The sequence below is a fragment of the Rhodococcus sp. NPDC059968 genome, from assembly GCF_042738615.1.
Classification (GTDB): domain Bacteria; phylum Actinomycetota; class Actinomycetes; order Mycobacteriales; family Mycobacteriaceae; genus Rhodococcus_F.
This window is the reverse complement of record NZ_JBHWUE010000001.1, coordinates 534,603-550,294: the sequence shown is the minus strand read 5'-3', so window position 1 is coordinate 550,294 and position 15,692 is coordinate 534,603. Positions and strand designations below refer to the sequence as shown.

Annotated in this window: 16 protein-coding genes; 4 read left to right on the top strand and 12 right to left on the bottom strand. The window is 67.4% G+C overall.

Annotated elements, in window-relative coordinates:
• Positions 1 to 96: 96 nt before the first annotated feature.
• The 8 genes from ACFWAY_RS02575 to ACFWAY_RS02540 all read right to left on the bottom strand — a co-directional run bounded on the left by ACFWAY_RS02575 (position 97) and on the right by ACFWAY_RS02540 (position 8,223).
• Positions 97 to 660, bottom strand: coding sequence for a GNAT family N-acetyltransferase (locus tag ACFWAY_RS02575; RefSeq protein WP_378509726.1), 564 nt, complete (start codon positions 658 to 660; stop codon positions 97 to 99).
• A 65-nt stretch (positions 661 to 725) separates the two neighbouring features.
• A complete protein-coding gene (locus ACFWAY_RS02570; protein WP_378509725.1) occupies positions 726 to 1,715 on the bottom strand; it encodes an LLM class F420-dependent oxidoreductase in 990 nt (329 codons plus the stop codon).
• A gap of 13 nt (positions 1,716 to 1,728) precedes the next feature.
• Positions 1,729 to 2,955: an MFS transporter gene (locus ACFWAY_RS02565; RefSeq protein ID WP_378509724.1), complete on the bottom strand. Its 1,227-nt coding sequence runs from the start codon at positions 2,953 to 2,955 to the stop codon at positions 1,729 to 1,731.
• Positions 2,952 to 4,298 (bottom strand): LLM class flavin-dependent oxidoreductase, encoded by a 1,347-nt coding sequence (locus ACFWAY_RS02560; RefSeq protein ID WP_378509723.1) that lies wholly within the window; start codon positions 4,296 to 4,298, stop codon positions 2,952 to 2,954. Before ACFWAY_RS02560 ends, ACFWAY_RS02565 begins: the two co-directional genes overlap by 4 nt.
• Positions 4,299 to 4,324: 26 nt before the next feature.
• On the bottom strand, positions 4,325 to 5,200 hold the full coding sequence (locus ACFWAY_RS02555) for an ABC transporter permease (protein WP_378509722.1): 876 nt from the start codon (positions 5,198 to 5,200) through the stop codon (positions 4,325 to 4,327).
• Positions 5,193 to 6,029, bottom strand: a complete 837-nt coding sequence (locus ACFWAY_RS02550; RefSeq protein ID WP_378456488.1) for an ABC transporter ATP-binding protein — start codon at positions 6,027 to 6,029, stop codon at positions 5,193 to 5,195. Before ACFWAY_RS02550 ends, ACFWAY_RS02555 begins: the two co-directional genes overlap by 8 nt.
• Positions 6,026 to 7,114 carry an ABC transporter substrate-binding protein gene (locus ACFWAY_RS02545; RefSeq protein WP_378509721.1) on the bottom strand — a complete coding sequence of 363 codons (1,089 nt, stop codon included), beginning with the start codon at positions 7,112 to 7,114 and terminating at the stop codon, positions 6,026 to 6,028. The genes ACFWAY_RS02550 and ACFWAY_RS02545 overlap by 4 nt, the downstream gene beginning before the upstream one ends.
• A 38-nt stretch (positions 7,115 to 7,152) precedes the next feature.
• Complete coding sequence (locus tag ACFWAY_RS02540; RefSeq protein WP_378456490.1) at positions 7,153 to 8,223, bottom strand: ABC transporter substrate-binding protein; 1,071 nt, start codon at positions 8,221 to 8,223, stop codon at positions 7,153 to 7,155.
• Positions 8,224 to 8,496: 273 nt separating this feature from the next.
• Here ACFWAY_RS02540 and ACFWAY_RS02535 point away from each other — a divergent pair, with 273 nt between their 5' ends.
• On the top strand, positions 8,497 to 9,417 hold the full coding sequence (locus ACFWAY_RS02535) for a sigma-70 family RNA polymerase sigma factor (protein ID WP_378509720.1): 921 nt from the start codon (positions 8,497 to 8,499) through the stop codon (positions 9,415 to 9,417).
• Here the strand turns inward: ACFWAY_RS02535 and ACFWAY_RS02530 are convergent.
• Positions 9,392 to 9,991: a carboxymuconolactone decarboxylase family protein gene (locus ACFWAY_RS02530; RefSeq protein WP_378456492.1), complete on the bottom strand. Its 600-nt coding sequence runs from the start codon at positions 9,989 to 9,991 to the stop codon at positions 9,392 to 9,394. The two genes, ACFWAY_RS02535 and ACFWAY_RS02530, sit on opposite strands and share 26 nt — an antisense overlap.
• Before the next feature lie 120 nt (positions 9,992 to 10,111).
• On the opposite strand from ACFWAY_RS02530, the gene ACFWAY_RS02525 reads away from it, so the two are divergent.
• Together ACFWAY_RS02525 and ACFWAY_RS02520 are read left to right on the top strand one after the other, a co-directional pair.
• A complete protein-coding gene (locus ACFWAY_RS02525) occupies positions 10,112 to 11,299 on the top strand; it encodes a pyridoxal phosphate-dependent aminotransferase (RefSeq protein ID WP_378456493.1) in 1,188 nt (395 codons plus the stop codon).
• Positions 11,296 to 12,333, top strand: a complete 1,038-nt coding sequence (locus ACFWAY_RS02520) for an AraC family transcriptional regulator (protein WP_378456494.1) — start codon at positions 11,296 to 11,298, stop codon at positions 12,331 to 12,333. Before ACFWAY_RS02525 ends, ACFWAY_RS02520 begins: the two co-directional genes overlap by 4 nt.
• A 7-nt stretch (positions 12,334 to 12,340) precedes the next feature.
• Here ACFWAY_RS02520 and ACFWAY_RS02515 read toward each other — a convergent pair whose 3' ends face one another.
• From ACFWAY_RS02515 to ACFWAY_RS02505, 3 genes are all read right to left on the bottom strand, one after another.
• The gene (locus tag ACFWAY_RS02515) at positions 12,341 to 12,766 is read right to left on the bottom strand and encodes a VOC family protein (RefSeq protein ID WP_005255234.1); all 426 of its coding nucleotides are present in this window, start codon (positions 12,764 to 12,766) and stop codon (positions 12,341 to 12,343) included.
• A 60-nt stretch (positions 12,767 to 12,826) separates the two neighbouring features.
• Positions 12,827 to 13,870, bottom strand: a complete 1,044-nt coding sequence (locus tag ACFWAY_RS02510) for a zinc-binding dehydrogenase (protein WP_378509719.1) — start codon at positions 13,868 to 13,870, stop codon at positions 12,827 to 12,829.
• 89 nt (positions 13,871 to 13,959) lie between these two features.
• Complete coding sequence (locus tag ACFWAY_RS02505) at positions 13,960 to 14,607, bottom strand: LysE family translocator (protein ID WP_378509718.1); 648 nt, start codon at positions 14,605 to 14,607, stop codon at positions 13,960 to 13,962.
• A 145-nt stretch (positions 14,608 to 14,752) separates the two neighbouring features.
• On the opposite strand from ACFWAY_RS02505, the gene thpD reads away from it, so the two are divergent.
• On the top strand, positions 14,753 to 15,664 hold the full coding sequence (gene thpD / locus ACFWAY_RS02500) for an ectoine hydroxylase (protein ID WP_378509717.1): 912 nt from the start codon (positions 14,753 to 14,755) through the stop codon (positions 15,662 to 15,664).
• The last annotated feature ends 28 nt before the right edge of the window (positions 15,665 to 15,692 follow it).

Genomic DNA, 15,692 nt, shown 5'->3' with positions numbered 1-15,692 from the left:
AGTGGCAATCATTTTAGTGACTACACCAGGGGTGTGTCTCATGCTCCCGCTGCAGCTCAGCCGTAAATACCAGGACAAACCCATCGCAACTTCGGGCTAGCCGGGCCAGCCTTCGGCCGGTTGCCGCGGGTCGCCGGCGAGCAGGGCGGCCAGCCACGAATCGCGCCGGACGCCGCGCTGCACGAGCCCTGCGCGCTGGACGCCCTCGAATCGGAAGCCGACCCGGTGGGCGACCGCCGCCGAGTCGGCGTTGCCGACGAACGCGCGCCATTCGATGCGTTCGAGCCCCATTCCGTCCGGCCGAAACGCGAAATCGCACACAAGGTTCACCGCGGTCGTCATGAGGCCCCGCGATCGTGCGGCGGGCGACAGCCAGTATCCGATCTCCGCAGCCGTCATGTCCCGCGCCATCAGGCCGATCATCCCCAGCACGGGACCGTCCTCGCGTTCGCGCAGCGCCCAGGTGGGACTGCGATCGGCCCACCCGGACGGCACCGTCTGCCGCACGAACTGCTCGGCGTCCGAGCGTGCATACGGCGCGGGCATCGTCGTCCACTCGGCGATCGACGCGTCGCTGCACGCCGCGCAGATCACGTCGACGTCGGTGACCACCGGCGGGCTCAGCCACACGTTGTCGGCGGCGAGGGTGACGACGAACATGCCCGCCACTCTATGCCCGGCGAACCGCCCTGCCCGTCAGCACGTCCGGCGAACGGGTCGGCCCGTCAACGCAGCGCGGGCAGAACCTCCTTCTCGAAGAGTTCGATGCCCGACGTGTCGTACGCGGCTTCGGGGAAGTAGAAGATGCCGTAGGACATGCCCTGCTCCTTCAGCGCCGACAATTGCTCGACGATCTGCTCCGGCGTTCCCACACCGGGCATTCCGCGGAAGGCCCCCAGCGCACCCTCCGCGGCGTCGGCGCCGACGTGGGGCGTGAGCCGGTCCGTCAGGGTGAGCAACCGCTGCTCGACCTCGGCCTCGGTGGTGCCGATCGCAACGTTGTAGTTGGCCGAGCGGGTGATGGCGTCGAAGTCGGTGCCGACGGTGTCGCAGTGCTTCCGCAGGATCTCGGATTTCTGCGCGAATCCCTCGGGCGTGCCGTCGAAGTTGGTGTACTGCGCGTACTTTGCCGCGATCTTCAACGTCACCTTCTCGCCGCCACCGGCGATCCACAGTGGAATGCCGCCTTCCTGTAACGGAAGTGGGCGGACGATGGCTCCGTCGACCTGGTAGTGCTTGCCTTCGAGGGTCGCGATGCCGTTGGTCCAGGCCTGACGCATGATCTGCACGCCCTCGTCGAGGCGGCCGAGACGCACACCGGCAGACGGGAACCCGTACCCGTACGCCTGCCACTCGTGCTCGTACCAGCCGCCGCCGATACCCATCTCGACGCGTCCGCCCGAGATGAGGTCGGTGGTGGCGGCGACCTTCGCGAGGTAGGCCGGGTTGCGGTAGCTCATCGCCGTACACATCTGGCCGAGACGCACCCGGGAGGTGACCGCAGCGAACGCGGACATCAGGGTCCACGCCTCGTGCGTGGCCTCCTCCGTCGGTGCCGGGACGGTATGGAAGTGGTCGTAGACCCACAGTGAATCCCAGGACGAACCCTGATCGGCGCGCAGCGCGAAGTCGCGCATCACCGACCACTGTTCCGCGGGATCGATTCCGACGAGATCCAGACGCCAACCTTGAGGAACGAACAATCCGAAGCGCATGAAACGAATGTACCTATGCTTCCTGTTTTTCGAGCGGTGAGGGATCGGGCTCCGACGCGGGCGGCGGTGGCCACGGGGAATAGATCGGGATGAACCGGAACAGGATTGCGGCGCCGACCAGCGCCGCTCCCCCGATCGCGGCGACGGCAGCCCCGAGCGGGACCACCGCGGCGAGTGCGCCGACGCCGAAGGGTCCGGCGAACATGCCGGTGTCGTGGGTGAGCCGCCAGGCGGCGAGGAATTCGGCGCGCGTCGCCGGTGGGGCGATGTCGGCGCCGAGCGTCATGATGACGCCGTTGCCGAGCCCGTTGCCGATTCCCATCACGACGGCGACGACCCCGATCGACAGGAGGTCGTGCGAGAACGGCAGCGCCAGGTAGGACGCCCCGATCACCAGAAGCGACGGCACCGCGATGAACCGGCGGCCGTACCGGTCCATGAAGTGTCCGGCCGGATACGAGCACAGCAGATCGACGGCCGCTCCGACTCCGAAGACGAGGCTGACCTGGGCGGCATCGAGTCCGAGATGGGCGGCCCACAGCGGCAGCACCGCCTCCCGCGAGGCGCGGGCCGCACCCATCAGGAGCGACCCGGCGCCGAGCGTGGCCAGCATTTTCCGGTGCCGGCGCAGAATCGACGGGAGCGTCGCATGGGTACCGGCGGCGCCTGCGTGGCGCCGCGGCGGGTCGGGGACCCTCGACATCAGCCACCCGGACAGCACGACGCCGACGAACTGCACCATGAACCCGCCCCGGGCGCCGACCACCAGGATCACGGCGGCGCCGAGCAGCGGCCCCACGAAGAAGCCGAGCCGCCACATCGCCGCGAACGACGATATCGCCCGGGCGCGCAGCCCGATCGGCACGGCGTCGGCCAGGTAGCTCTGACGGGCCAGCCCCCACACGGCGTTGGCGAGCCCGGTCAGCAGTGCCCCCACACCCAGCATCCAGGGTGTCTGCGCGAGCAGACAGACCAGCACTCCGGCGGCGCCGACGGTACTGCCGCCGATGATCGACCGCCGCTCCCCGAACCTGGCGACGATCCGGCCTGCGGGCAGGTCACCGAGGACGGCGCCGAGCCCGACGACCGCGACGATCAGCCCGGACACGGCCACGGACGCGCCCAGTTCGCGGGCCGTCAGTGCCATGACCGGGGCGGCGGCCCCCTGGCCGATGCCGAAGATCGCGGCGGGGACGAAGACGGTGGTGACGAGAGGTTTCAGACCGGTCTCGCCGCTCATGCGCTCGCTTCGTCGACCGCGCCCGCGAACCGGTTACCGACGTCCGCGAGGCCGTAGTGACCGCGCAGGGTGGTCGCCGTGTACTCCGTGCGGAACAGCCCGCGCTGCTGCAGGATCGGGACGACACGGTCGACGAAGTCGTCGAGTCCGCCGGGCAGGTACGGCGGCATGATGTTGAAACCGTCGGCCGCGCCCTGCTCGAACCACGTCTGCAGCTCGTCGGCCACCTGTTCCGGGGTTCCGGCGAACGTGCGGTGCCCACGTCCGCCGCCGAGCAACCCGATCAGTTGCCGGACGGTGAGCGAACCGTCCGCCGCGAGATCCTTCACCAGCTGGTAGCGGCTCTTGTTGCCCTGGATCTCGTCCAGCGGCGGAAGCGGCGGAAGCGGGGCGTCGAGGGAATGCTTCGTGAGGTCGACACCGAGCATGTTGGACAGCTGCCGCAGCGAGTACTCGGGCGAGATCAGGTCGGTGAACGACTGCTCGAGAGCCTTCGCCTCCTCCTCGGTGTCCGCGATGAACGGGACGATGCCGGGCAGCACCTTCAGGTCGCCGGCATTCCGGCCGTGCTTGACGACACGCGCTTTGAGGTCGCGGTAGAACTCCTGCCCCTGCTCCAGGGTGCGTTGTGCGGTGAACACGGCCTCGGCGTACCGCGCCGCGAACTCCTTGCCGCTCTCGGACGACCCGGCCTGCACCAGCAGCGGCCGACCCTGGGCGGACCGCGGCGAGTTGAGCGGACCCTTGACCCGGAACCGCGGTCCGTCGTGGTCGATCGTGTGGACCTTTCCGGGGTCGGCGAACGCGCCGGTCTCCGGGTCGAGCACTACCGCACCGTCTTCCCAGCTGTCCCACAGGGCGAGTGTGACGTCGACGAATTCCTCTGCGCGTTCGTACCGTCCGCTGTGCGCGGGGATGCCGTCGACGCCGAAGTTCGCCGCCTCGTCCGCGCCGGCCGACGTCACGATGTTCCACCCCGCCCGGCCACTACTGATGTGATCGAGCGAGGTGAACTTGCGCGCCAGGTTGTACGGGTCGGAGTAGCTCGTCGACGCCGTGGCGATCAGGCCGACGCGTTCGGTGGCGACGGCGATCGCCGACAGCAGCGTGACGGGTTCGAAGATCGCCTGGGTGTTGTGCGCGATCCGCGGTCCGACGGCGAGGCCGTCGGCGAAGAACACCGAATCGAGCTTGCCCCGCTCCGCGATCCGGCCGAGTTCCTGGAAGTGCGCGACGTCCAGTACGCGGTGCGCCTCGGTGCGGGGATGCCGCCACGCCGCCTCGTGATGTCCCACGCCCATGAGGAACGCGTTGAGGTGGAACTGCTGGGAATCCTGTGACATGTGGAATTTTCTTTCCCGGTAAGTGACTAGACCCGCCAGCGGGACAGCCTGCGTTCGATCAGTACGAGGACGGCGTTGAGCGACAGCCCGAGAACCGAGATGGCGACGATGCCCGCATACATGTTGGGGATCTGGAAGTTGAACTGGGACGCGGTGATCAGGTAGCCGAGCCCGGCCTTCGCTCCGACCATCTCGGCGGCGATCAGCACGAGGATCGACGACGCCGCCGCCATGCGGATGCCGGTGAAGATGGTGGGAACGGCGGCGGGCAGCACGACCTTCTGGAACAGGCGCACGGGTGACAGTCCCAGAGAGGACGCCGACTTGATCAGCAACGGGTCGACGGTGCGCACACCGGAGATCGTGTTCAGCAGGATCGGGAAGGTGCACGCGTAGATCACCAGGGCGATCTTGGACTCCTCACCGATGCCGAGGATCAGGATGAACACGGGGAGCAACGCCAGCGCCGCCGTGTTGCGGAACAGCTCCAGGATCGGGTTCAGGAAATCCGACACCGGGCGGTACCAGGCGATCGCGATGCCCAGCGGGATCGCGATCACGACCGCCACGAAGAAGCCGATCAGGGCGCGGGAGAGGCTGGCGGACACGTGCTGCCACAGCTCACCGCTCTTGACCAGATCGAAGAACGCCTCGACCACCGTGCTGAACGGGGGCAGGAACACCTCGTCGACGAGACCGACCCGGGGAGCGATCTCCCACAGTGCCAGGAAGGCGACGATCGCGACGGACGGTTTGAGGATCCGCCACGCGATCGGACGCAGCACCGCGCCGGCCCGCTGGAGGGCACCCGGCTCCGGCGGGGTGGAAGCGGGCGACGGAGCCGAGGTCCCGGGTAGATCGATTGCGACGGGAGCTTCCGGTGACGCGAGTGCGCTAGACATGTGCTTCCTCCTTCTCGATTACCTGTGCACGCTCCACTTCGCCGTGCAGCAGCGTCCAGATGCGGTGGCGGTAGTGCCGGAACTGCTCGTTGGACCGGACGTCCTCGCCGCTGCGGTCGATGTCGATGTCCACGAACGTCTTCACCCGGCCGGGCCGTGACGTCAGGACGGCGACCCGCTGCCCGAGGTAGATGGCCTCGTCGATGCCGTGCGTGATGAACAGGATGGTCTTGCCGGTGGCCTTCCAGATGCGCAGCAGTTCGTCCTGCAGGGACTCACGGGTCTGCGCGTCGAGCGCCGCGAACGGCTCGTCCATCAGCAGGACCTCGGGATCGAACGCGAGGCTGCGGGCGATCGCGACGCGCTGCTTCATGCCGCCCGACAACTCGTGCGGGTACCGGTCACCGAAGCCCGTCAGGCCGACGAGCTCGAGGTAGTGCTCGGAGAGTTCGCGCCGTTCCTTCTTGGGCAGTCCCTTGGCCTCGAGCCCGAACTCGATATTGTGCCGGGCCGTCCGCCACGGCAGGAGTGCGTACTGCTGGAAGACGATTCCGCGGTCGAGACCGGGCCCGGTCACCGGCTTGCCGTCGAGCAGAATCCGGCCCGAGGTGGGGGTGCTGAGTCCGCCGAGCAGGTCGAGCAGCGTGGACTTCCCGCAACCACTCGGCCCGACGAGGACGAGGAATTCACCGTCCGCGAGATCGATGTCGATGTCCTCGATCGCGGTGAACTTGTCCTTGGACCCTCGCACGTCGAACTGTTTGGTGACGTGTTCGAGGCGGAGCTTGGGCGTCTGAACCCGATCGGGGTTCGAGGCGGTGGTGCTCATTTCTGTCCTTCCAGTACTTCTCCGTCGGGCCCGCTCTCGGGCTGGAACGTGCCGTTGGCGTACGGGTTGAATTCGTTGGTGTAGAGGTCGGTTGCGGTCAACTTTCCCTCGTCGAGCTCACCGTTGCGGACGAGCCAGTCGATCCAGGTCTGCAGCTCCTTTTCCTGGATCACGGCCCCGGCGACGGGAATTCCGGAGCTGCGCCAGTAGTCGATGGCCTCGTCGCTCTCGTTGCGACCACGCTTGTCGATGATGGTTTTGAACCGTGCGACGACCTCCTCGCGCGGTGTCACCTGGGTCCATCGGATGGCCCTGGCCGTGCCCTGCACGAAGTCCGCGACGGCGTCCTTGTTCTTAGCCAGGAAGTCGTCACGCACCACGTAGGTGCCGTAGCTGAACGCGCCGAACAGGTCCCGGTCGGTGAACAGTGGCCGGATACCTCCGTGCTCCTGGGCTGTTTCGCGGAAGATGCCGTTGATGGCGGCCACGTCGATCTGGCCTTCGCGGAGAGCCGTTTCGTTGTTGACCGGCGGAACCACGGTCAGCTCCACCTGCTTGATCTCGTCCTGGGTCAGCCCCTGCTCGGCGAGCCACTCCCGGACCAGGAACTCGTGGTGCGCGCCGAGCGTGTTCATCCCGACCTTCTTGCCGATCAGGTCGCGCGCCGAGCGGATGGGGCTGCCGTCCAGCACGAAGTATCCCGTGTACTCGCCGGCATCCGCACCGTAGGAACTCAGCACCGACGTGATCGGTGCTCCGGCAGCATTGAGCTTGACGACGGCTCCGTTGAATGCCGAGCCGAACTCGATGTCACCGGTGGCCGCCGACTGGATGTCCTGCGGGCCGCTGGTGGTGTCGCCGACCCATTCGAGCTTGATCTTGTCGTAATACCCCAGGTCCTCGGCGAGTTCGTGGAATCCCACGTCACCGGCCCACCCCTGGTAGCGCAGGACCGTCTTCCCGTCCTCGGTGGTGGCGGTATCCGACGAGCCGGCACACCCCGCCACTCCCGAGGCCAACGTGAACAGTGCTGCGGTCGCCGCGAGTGCGCGCACGGCGCCGCGTCGGAACCGGGAGTGGGACATCGACATCACTTTCTTCTCGTGGGGACCTGAGGTGGAGTTCACTTGGCGGCCAGCGCTTGTCCGTCGGGGCCGCTGTCGGCGGGGTACGTGCCGTTGGCATACGGGTTGTACTCGTTGGTGTAGACATCGGCCGGCGTGAGCTTGCCGTCCTCGAGTTCCCCGTTGCGCACGAGCCAGTCGATCCAGGTCTGGATCTCCTTGTCGGTGATCACGCCGCCGGGGCCGGCGACACCCGGCGTCTTCCAGTAGTCGACGAGATCGGTCGTCTCGTTGCGGCCGCGCTTGGTGATGATGTCCTTGAACTTCGCGATCACGTCGGCGCGGGGCGTGGTCTGGGTCCAGCGGATGGCGCGAGCCGTGCCCTGCACGAAGTCTGCGACGGCATCCTTGTTCTTCGCGATGAAGTCGTCGCGGAAGATCAGCGAACCGTAGGTGAAGGAACCGAAGATGGACTCGTCGGTGAAGAGCGGGCGGATGCCGCCGCGTTCGACCGCCTTGTCGCGGAACACGCTTCCGAGCGTGCCGACGTCGATCTGCCCCTGCCGCAGCGCCTGTTCGGTGTTCACCGGCGGCACGACGGTCAGCTCAACCTGCTTGATCTCGTCCGGGGTCAGGCCTTCCCGCGCCAGCCACTCACGCACGAGGAACTCGTGGTGTGCGCCGAGCGTGTTCATGCCGACCTTCTTGCCGATCAGGTCACGTGCCGACGTGATCGGGCTTCCGTCGAGCACGTAGTACCCGTTGAACGTCTCCTTGTCGGAGCCGTAGTAGCCGATGACGGACGTGATCGGCGAGTCGGCCGCGGCCAGCTTCAGCACCGCACCGTTGAACGCCCCACCGAAGTCGGTCTGGCCCGTGGCCGCGTTCTGAATGCTCTGCGGGCCACTGGTGGTGTCGCCGATCCAGTTCAGTTCGACCTTCTGGTAGTAGCCCAGGTCGGCCGCGAGTTCCGAGAACGAGACCTGGCCCGTGCTCCCCTCGTAGCGAAGTACCGTCTTCCCGTCGGCCGTCGTGGTCGTCTCCGAACTGGAGCACGCGACAGCAAGGCTGGTGAACGTGAGAAGGGCGGCCGCGGCGGCCAGAGTCCGCGCGAAACGTGGACGAATCATCGAAGGTCTTCCTAGTGTGTGATGCCCGCACACGACGAAGCGGCGGGTCGTGCGAGCGCACTCCCGAACCCGCCCGGCAGTCGCAGGGCAGCAGGACGTGCAGAAGAAAAGGGGTGCGAAAAAGCCAGGTCAGCTACGACAGCCGAAACACTGGAACATGGCAGACTCCCTGGACGTGGTGTGGTCGCCACACCATACGTCCGGACCCGCCACCAGGGTCAACGGTTACGCGCACCGCGGATTTTATGTCTGGACCGCACGTAGGATATCGGCATGCCCACTGCGACGCTGGTAGACGAATTCGAGTCCCACCGGCCGCATCTGCTCTCCGTCGCGTATCGGCTGACGGGAAGCGTCAGCGACGCGGAGGACGCCGTGCAGGAGTCGTGGCTTCGACTCGACGACGCGAACGCCGCGACCATCCGCGACCTCGGGCCCTGGCTGACCACGGTCGTCGGGCGGATCTGCCTCGACCGGTTGCGGTCGGCGGCGGTGCGGAGGGAACAGTATGTCGGCCAATGGCTTCCGGAGCCCGTCGTCACCGCACTGTCGCCGTCGGCCGAGCCGGACCCGCTGGAAGCGGTCGTCCGGGACGAGGACAACCGCCTCGCCGCGCTGATCGTGCTCGACACGCTCACCCCTGCGCAACGGGTCGCGTTCGTGCTGCACGACGGTTTCGGGGTGCCGTTCGACGAGGTGGCCGGGATTCTCGGAATCGAGACGCCCGCGGCGCGTCAGCTCGCGTCGCGGGCCCGCAAGGCCGCTGCCGCAACCACACCCGCCGTTCCCGACGAGGAGCATGCGCTCGCCGTACAGCGACTGCTCGAGGCACTCGCCGCCGGCGACCTCGACGCGGTGATCGCGGCGCTGCACCCGGACGCCCTCGTCATCGGCGACGCCAACGGCACCACGAGCACCGCCGTCAACGTCATCCACGGCGCGGACAAGTTCGCCCGCTTCTTCCTCGGCCTCATAAAGCGGTACGGGCCGGAGGTGTTCACCGTCATGCAGCCGGTCCTGGTCAACGGCCAGCTGGGCTACTTCAGCACCGGACTCACCGGCGACGACGCCCACCGCAGCTCGCCGCCGCGAGTGGGTGGGTTCACCGTCCGGGACGGACTCGTCTACGCGGCGTACGACATCGCCAATCCGGAGAAGTTCGGCGGGATCAGACTGCCGGACCTTCCTTCGTGACCGCGGCGTCGTCGGCCCACGGCACCCGGCACGAATCGGTGCCGAAACCCTGCTCGGTGATGCCCAGCGCCGAGTACATCCGGGCGCGCATGTTCTCGATGCCGATCTGATAGGACAGTTCGACGACACCGGCCCGGCCGAACCGGCGCTCGAGGTCTGCCACCTGTTCGTCGGTGACCGTGGTGGGCGTCGCCGTCATCGCGTCGGCGTATGCGATGGCCGCGCGCTCGTCCTCGCTGTAGGCGGGCGAGTCGGCGTAATCGGCGATGTGCGCGAGCCGCTCCACGTCGAGGCCGTCGAGGCGTTGCAGCATCGTGCCGAAGTCCACGCACCACGAGCAGCCGATCGTCCACGCCACGCGGTAGACGGCGATCTCCCGCACATTCGCGGGAAGCACGGTCGACGCCTTCTGCACCGCCATCTCGTGCCGGGCCGAGGCGACGAACAGCTTGCGGTGATGGGCGAGCACGGTGAACGGCTCGGGCACCTCGTCGAACTTGTGGGCAGCATATTTGTAGGCGACCTTCACCAGCGGGCTCGCGTCCGCCGGGGCCACTGCGGGAATGCGGGGCATTGCGTCCTCCATCGTCACCGGGCGCCCGTCGCGCGCCGTCTACAGAGAAGACGAGACAGCCCTGCAGAACGTGACGCGGCCGTGTGCAACCCTCGCCGTCACACCGACTACGCTGCAGTAATGCCCGCAACGCCGCGCAACCGCACCGTCCAGCGCTTGCAGCCGTTCGCGTCCACCATCTTTGCCGAGATGACGGCGCTCGCCGTGAGCCACGACGCCATCAACCTCGGTCAGGGTTTCCCCGACACCGACGGTCCCGCGTCCATGCTCGACACCGCGCGCCGAGCCATCGCGGACGGGCTCAACCAGTACCCACCCGGCCCCGGCATGCCGGTGCTCCGACATGCTGTCGCGGCCGACCGGCTGGCCCGGTACGGGCTCGACCACGACCCCGACTCGGAGGTCCTGGTCACCGTCGGCGCTACCGAGGCCATCAGCGCCGCCATTCTGGGGCTGGTCGAACCGGGTGAGGAAGTGGTGCTGATCGAGCCGTACTACGACTCCTACGCGGCGTCGGTCGCGCTGGCGGGGGCGGTGCGACGCAGCGTGCCGCTCGCCCGCTCCGGCCAGGACTTCGTCGTCGACCTCGACGCTCTGCGGGCCGCGATCACACCGAAGACCCGGATGCTGGTGATCAACACCCCGCACAATCCGACCGGCACCGTCTTCACCCCGGAGGAGATCGCCGCCGTCGCGGAGCTGGCCTGCGAGCACGACCTGCTGGTTCTCAGCGACGAGGTGTACGAGCATCTGGTCTTCGACGGCCGGACGCACACCGCCCTGGCCACTCTGCCGGGAATGTACGAACGGACCGTCTCGGTGTCGAGCGCCGCCAAGACGTTCAACGTCACCGGGTGGAAGATCGGGTGGGCGTGCGGTCCGGCGGAACTGATCGACGCCGTCCGGACCGCGAAGCAATACATGTCCTTCGTCGGCGGCGGACCGTTCCAGCCCGCGGTGGCGCATGCGCTGAGCCACGAGCAGCAGTGGGTGAAGGAACTGCGGGACAGTCTCCAGGCCAAGCGGGACGTGCTGTACGACGCGCTCGTCGCGTCCGGTCTGGAGGTCCATTCGGGCGGCGGCACGTACTACCTGTGCGCCGACATCACCGCGATCGGCGAACGCGACGGCATCGACTTCTGCCGCAGGCTCCCGGAGCGCATCGGCGTGGCCGCGGTGCCGGTCAGCGTGTTCACCGACCATCCGCAGCCGTGGAACCCGCTGGTGCGGTTCGCGTTCTGCAAACAGGATCACGTGCTCGAGGAGGCTGCGCGGCGGCTCCGGACCCTCGCGGAGCCCGGATCGTGACTGCCCGCACCATTCCCGCCGACTTCGTGCGGCGGGCGCTCGAACTGTCGTCGCGCAGTGGGGTCGACCTCTCCCCCGCGCTGTCGGCGGCGGGAATCACGACGGCGTCGCTCGCGGATCCGCTGGCCCGGTTGACGCCGACCCAGGTCACCGCGTTCACCCAGACGGTCTGGCAGATCACGGGCGACGAATTGTTCGGACTCGGGCCGGCCCCGGTCCCCCGCGGCACGTTTCGGCTCGTCTGCCTCGCCCTGATCCACACCGCGGATCTGTCCGCCGCCCTCGAGCGGATGGCCGACATCTTGCGCGCCCTGCCGTCACTGCCCGCCCTGCACATCGGTCCCGGTGTCAACGGCGGAACCCGGATGACCATCGACATCCGTTCGGCCGCGGCCGAACGGTCCACCGAGAAAGTGCAGGTATCCGTCGAGGTGACGCGGGTCGTCACGGACTTCCTGCTGATCCTGCTTCATCGTTTCGCAGCGTGGCTCGTGGGCAAGAGAGTCCGGTTGCTGGCGGTGGAACTGCCGTATCCGGCGCCGCTGCCGCAGCTCGCCGAGAACTACGATCACATCTTCGGTGTCCCCGTGACATTCGATTCCGATATTCCCGCAATCGAATTCGACAACTCCGTGATGCGGGCGCCCATCATCCAGACCGAGGAGACGCTCGAGGACTATCTCCGGGAGTCACCGACGCTGCTGATGTCGGAGCGTGACTACGACAGCACGGCGTCGTCACAGGTGCGCCGGGTCCTCGAGCACGGCATGAAAGGACGTACGTCGACGGCCGAGGACATCGCGGAGATGCTGTCGATCAGCGTCCCCCACCTGCGCCGCCTGCTCCGGCAGGAGGGGACGTCGCTGAATCAGCTGCGGGAGGAAGTGCTCCGCGACGCCGCCGTCGCCGGGCTCCGGCGCGGCGAGACCGTCGAGGACCTGTCGGCGCGGCTCGGCTTCTCCGAGCCCAGCGCGTTCCGTCGCGCCTTCAAACGCTGGACCGGCAGCACCCCGAGCTCCTACCGCGGAGCGTGACAGTGCGTCAGCTGACGCAGAACTCGTTGCCCTCGGGGTCTGCCATCGTGACCCATTCGCTCGGTCCCTGGCGGCCTCGGTGGAGCACGGTGGCGCCGGACTGCTCCAGCTTCTCGGCCACCTCGTAGCGGGCGTCCCCGACCCTGATGTCCAGATGGAGCCGGTTCTTCACCGTCTTCCGTTCGGGAACCAACTGGAACAGCACGCGCGGGCGCTCCGGGTGTTCCGGATCGCGGATGGCCTGGCCCTCCCGCCAGACCAGGACACCCTCGAACTCCATGGTGTCGGACTCCTGCGCATGGCCGGCCTGGACAAGCCCGCGGATGAACTCCTCGTTGCTCGGCTCCACCTCCCAGCCGAGTGTCTGCGCCCACCATTTGGCCAGGGTATGCGGGTTCTCCGAGTCCACCGTGACTTGAAATTCATATCCCATGGCCCGACGGTACAGCGGGGCACCGACAGGTCCCGGCGAGCCGATCCCGGGACACCGGCGTCAGGGTTTGACGAGGATCCGGATGGGATCTCCCTCGTGGTTCGCGAGCTTCTCGATACCCTTCGCGACGTCCTCGAGCGGGATGATCTCGCTGATCGACCGCGACAGGTCGAGGCGGCCACGCGACACCAGTTCGGCGAGGGTTTCGATGTCGACGTTCTTGTAGCCGAGATGCCCGAGCACCTGCTTCTGCGACAGACCGAACTGTGCGGTGGTGCCCACCGACGCCTCTTGCGCGCTCAGCCCGACCGCGACGAGTCGGCCACCGACCGTCAGGCAGTCGAGTGCCTGCTCGAACGTCACCTTCAGTCCGGCCGCGTCGAACGCGACGTCCAGCATCCGTCCGCCCGTCGCCTCGGCGACCTTCTCCTTCAGGTTCTCGTCCCGGGAGTCGAACGCGTAATCCGCACCGAGTTCCAGGGCGCGTTCCCGCACAGCAGGATTGATGTCGAACGCGATCACCGGGACGGCGCCTACCAGACGGGCCAGCTGCACGATGTGGGTGCCGACTCCGCCCACGCCCCACACCCCGACGGTCTCCCCGACCACCACCTTGCCGGTGCGCACGACCGCACCGAACGGCGTCGACACCGCGTCGGCGAGGATGGCTGCCTGCTCGAACGGAACGTTGTCCGGGATGCGGGTCAGTCCCCCGGCCTGGGCCACCGTGTACTCGGCCCACGCGCCGTCGTAGGCGAATGCCATCAGCTGGATGTTCAGGCAGTTCGTGAGATCCCCGCGGCGGCAGTTGCGGCACGCGAAGCAGGGCCTGCCCGCGGACGGAACGACGCGGTCGCCCTCGGACCAGCCGGTCACTCCGGCACCGAGTTTCGCGATGGTGCCCGACGCCTCGTGCCCCTGGGTCACCTCGGGCAGCAGTGCGGGGAACGTGCCGTCGATCAGACTCAGGTCGGAATGGCAGATGCCGCAGAACTCCACTTCGACGAGCACTTCACCAGGTCCGGGTTCGGGTATCGGAACATCCTCCACCGCAATGATCTTCGTGTCGGCATGGAATCGCTCCGCCCGCATGGTCCCGGCCATCTCTCGCCCCTTCGTCGTCGTCGCTTCCGACGGTACCCGTGAAACATGCTCCTGCGTGCATGGTTCAGGCCACTCGGACCGCTGACGATTCAGACGATCGCGGGCCGCGTCCGGTCGAGGGCAAGGTGAACGGCGAGGCCGCCGAGGACGCTTCCCATCACGAACTTCTGCGCACGCAGCCACACCGGGCGGCCCGACAGGAACGTCGCGACAGTTCCTGCGACGCAGACGATCAGCGCGTTCACGGTGAGCGCGACCACGATCTGGACGCTGCCCAGCAGCAGGCTCTGCAACCAGACGGGCCCGGCGCCGGGGTGGACGAACTGCGGGATCAGCGCCAGGTACATCACCGCTATCTTCGGATTGAGCAGGTTGGTCGTGAGTCCCATCAGGAACAGCCGGGCGGACGAATCCCGGGGCAGCGCCCGAGCAGGCGCGAACGGCGTCTGCCCGCCGGGCCGCAATGCCTGCCACGCCAGCCAGCCCAGATAGCACGCGCCCGCCAGCTTCATCGCGGTGTACGCCTGCGGGACGGCGGAGAACACCGCCGAAATACCCAGTGTCGCAGCGGCCAGATAGCACAGGAATCCGAGAGCGACACCGGCCAGCGAGACCAGTCCCGCCGCCCTTCCCTGAGTGATGCTGCGCGAGACCAGGTACATCATGTTGGGTCCCGGTGTGAGAACCATGCCGAGGGCGATCGCCGCCACTCCGAGTACCGCCGCCGAATCGATCATGTCCGTGACGATCCCACCGCGGCGACCCGCCGTCGCGGTCCAGTCCAGCCTCGGTGGACCTGTGTCCGGGTTGCATTCGTCGACGACCAGTGGGAACGTCGGAAGAGTAAAGCGTTGTCCAATCCGAAAGGGTGAAACACGAGTTATGCGTACGGCCGTAGCCGACAACTACCCCACGAGAGACCGCAACGAGTGCACGATGACCGTCCGTCAGGACCCGGTCACCTGGTCGGACCAGAAACGGGGTGATACCCGGTCCGGTCCACTCACCGCGAATCAGATTGCCGACTACGACAAACGCGGATACCACTCCGCCGACGCGATCATCCCGCCACGCGACGTGTTCGACCTTGTCGACGAGATGACCCGCCTCGCCGAGACCGACACGCTGCGCGGCGACGGCCGCGTCGTGCGGGAGAACGGCGACGGCGCCGTCCGTTCCGTGTTCGACGTCCACCGGCTCAGCGACGTCGTCGACCAGATCATCCGACGCCCCGAGGTGGTGGGTATCGCGCGGCAGATCCTCGGTTCGGACGTCTACGTCCATCAGTCGCGACTCAATTTCAAGCCCGGTTTCACCGGCGGCCCGTTCTACTGGCACTCCGACTTCGAGACCTGGCACGCCGAGGACGGCATGCCCACGCCCCGCGCCGCGAGTATCTCGATCGCGCTCACCGAGAACTACGGGCACAACGGCGGGCTGATGATCATGCCCGGATCTCACCGCGCGTTCGTCTCGTGCGCCGGCGAGACCCCCGAGGACTACTACAAGGAATCGCTGGTCAGCTATGTTCCGCCCACCGGGTCGCCCGATCAGCCGACGCTCACCCGGATGGCGAACGAGTACGGCATCGACATGATGACCGGACCGGCCGGCTCCGCCACCGTGTTCGATTCCAACTGCATACACGGTTCGAACGGCAACATCACGCCGTTCGCGCGGTCCAACCTCTTCATCGTGTTCAACAGCGTCGAGAACACCCTGACGAATCCGTTCTCGGCACCCGCCCCGCGCCCCGACTACCTCGGCAGCCGGGATTTCACCCCCTTGCGGTAACGAGCACCATGACGTACCGCGGCCCCGC

Coding starts and splice junctions, on each gene's coding strand:
- ACFWAY_RS02575 (WP_378509726.1), bottom strand. CDS start 660: ATGTTCGTCGTCACCCTCGCCGCCGACAACGTGTGGCTGAGCCCGCCG.
- ACFWAY_RS02570 (WP_378509725.1), bottom strand. CDS start 1,715: ATGCGCTTCGGATTGTTCGTTCCTCAAGGTTGGCGTCTGGATCTCGTC.
- ACFWAY_RS02565 (WP_378509724.1), bottom strand. CDS start 2,955: ATGAGCGGCGAGACCGGTCTGAAACCTCTCGTCACCACCGTCTTCGTC.
- ACFWAY_RS02560 (WP_378509723.1), bottom strand. CDS start 4,298: ATGTCACAGGATTCCCAGCAGTTCCACCTCAACGCGTTCCTCATGGGC.
- ACFWAY_RS02555 (WP_378509722.1), bottom strand. CDS start 5,200: ATGTCTAGCGCACTCGCGTCACCGGAAGCTCCCGTCGCAATCGATCTA.
- ACFWAY_RS02550 (WP_378456488.1), bottom strand. CDS start 6,029: ATGAGCACCACCGCCTCGAACCCCGATCGGGTTCAGACGCCCAAGCTC.
- ACFWAY_RS02545 (WP_378509721.1), bottom strand. CDS start 7,114: ATGTCCCACTCCCGGTTCCGACGCGGCGCCGTGCGCGCACTCGCGGCG.
- ACFWAY_RS02540 (WP_378456490.1), bottom strand. CDS start 8,223: ATGATTCGTCCACGTTTCGCGCGGACTCTGGCCGCCGCGGCCGCCCTT.
- ACFWAY_RS02535 (WP_378509720.1), top strand. CDS start 8,497: ATGCCCACTGCGACGCTGGTAGACGAATTCGAGTCCCACCGGCCGCAT.
- ACFWAY_RS02530 (WP_378456492.1), bottom strand. CDS start 9,991: ATGCCCCGCATTCCCGCAGTGGCCCCGGCGGACGCGAGCCCGCTGGTG.
- ACFWAY_RS02525 (WP_378456493.1), top strand. CDS start 10,112: ATGCCCGCAACGCCGCGCAACCGCACCGTCCAGCGCTTGCAGCCGTTC.
- ACFWAY_RS02515 (WP_005255234.1), bottom strand. CDS start 12,766: ATGGGATATGAATTTCAAGTCACGGTGGACTCGGAGAACCCGCATACC.
- ACFWAY_RS02510 (WP_378509719.1), bottom strand. CDS start 13,870: ATGGCCGGGACCATGCGGGCGGAGCGATTCCATGCCGACACGAAGATC.
- ACFWAY_RS02505 (WP_378509718.1), bottom strand. CDS start 14,607: ATGATCGATTCGGCGGCGGTACTCGGAGTGGCGGCGATCGCCCTCGGC.
- thpD (WP_378509717.1), top strand. CDS start 14,753: ATGCGTACGGCCGTAGCCGACAACTACCCCACGAGAGACCGCAACGAG.